Source organism: Frankia sp. CoBUL1 (assembly GCF_978021245.1).
The window spans coordinates 806-1,677 of sequence record NZ_CDXDOS010000096.1; the positions used below are offsets into that span (position 1 = coordinate 806).

Here is an 872-nt window from a genome sequence, read left to right on the forward strand (position 1 = left end):
AGCCGTTCGTCCAGGTCGAGGCGGACCGGTTGGCGGGTGAGGAATACCCGTCCGACCTGGCGTCCGGTCAGGTTGCTTCTTGTGTCTGGTGGGGGGAGGGGCAGGTCGGGGGAGTGTGCCCACACGGCTCGGCGAAGCAGCGGCGGGTCGGGTTCGGCCCCCGGGGGGCAGGGCTCGTCGGCGAGGTACAGTTCGCAGGCGTCGGCGAATTCCGGGACGACCAGCGTGACCATCTCCCGCAAGGTGGCCGACAGGTCCAGCGACGCGCCGAGCAGCCCGCTCGCCCGGCTCAGCAGCCGCAACCGCCGCAGTACCAGGTCACATTCGGCCTGCGCGCGACGCTCGTCGGTCACGTCCACCGCCGTCACGCCGACCGCGATTCTGGCCCCGGTCGAGTCATGCAGGGGATAGTAGGAGGCCCGCCAGATGCGCGGATTCGACGGGTCCGCCGGGGTCGCTCCGATGATCTCCTTGTCGAGGATCTCCTCACCGGTCGCCAACACCCGGCGGGGCCGCTCCCAGCCGAGAGGGTCTATGTCCGGGGTCACCTCCGGGCCATACCCACCGATCATCTCCTCGGCGGACAGGCCGGAGGCCTTGGCAGCCGCCTGGTTCACCGCCCGGTAGCGCAGGCCGCGGTCGAAGACCGCGAATATGATCGGCGTCGTGTCGAACACCCGCAGACACAGCAGCGCCTCTTCCCACCGGGTGAGTGCCGGCGGGTCCGGCCGGCCGGGCCGAGGCCCGCGGGTGTCGCTGCGTACCTGACCATCGGGCTGCGGCGTCGGGTTCATCTCGGGACCAGTCCTGCCGGGGCCGGAGCCGCCGGTCACCGTCGGAGACTCGGGCGGGTGGAGACGCATCCAAGTGTG

1 protein-coding gene is annotated in these 872 nt (G+C 71.1%); it reads right to left on the reverse strand.

Annotated elements, in window-relative coordinates:
- Window positions 1–794: PAS domain-containing protein (locus AC08OX_RS09305; RefSeq protein WP_476607436.1), on the reverse strand; the 794-nt coding region annotated here is incomplete at its 3' end.
- Window positions 795–872: the final 78 nt, after the last annotated feature.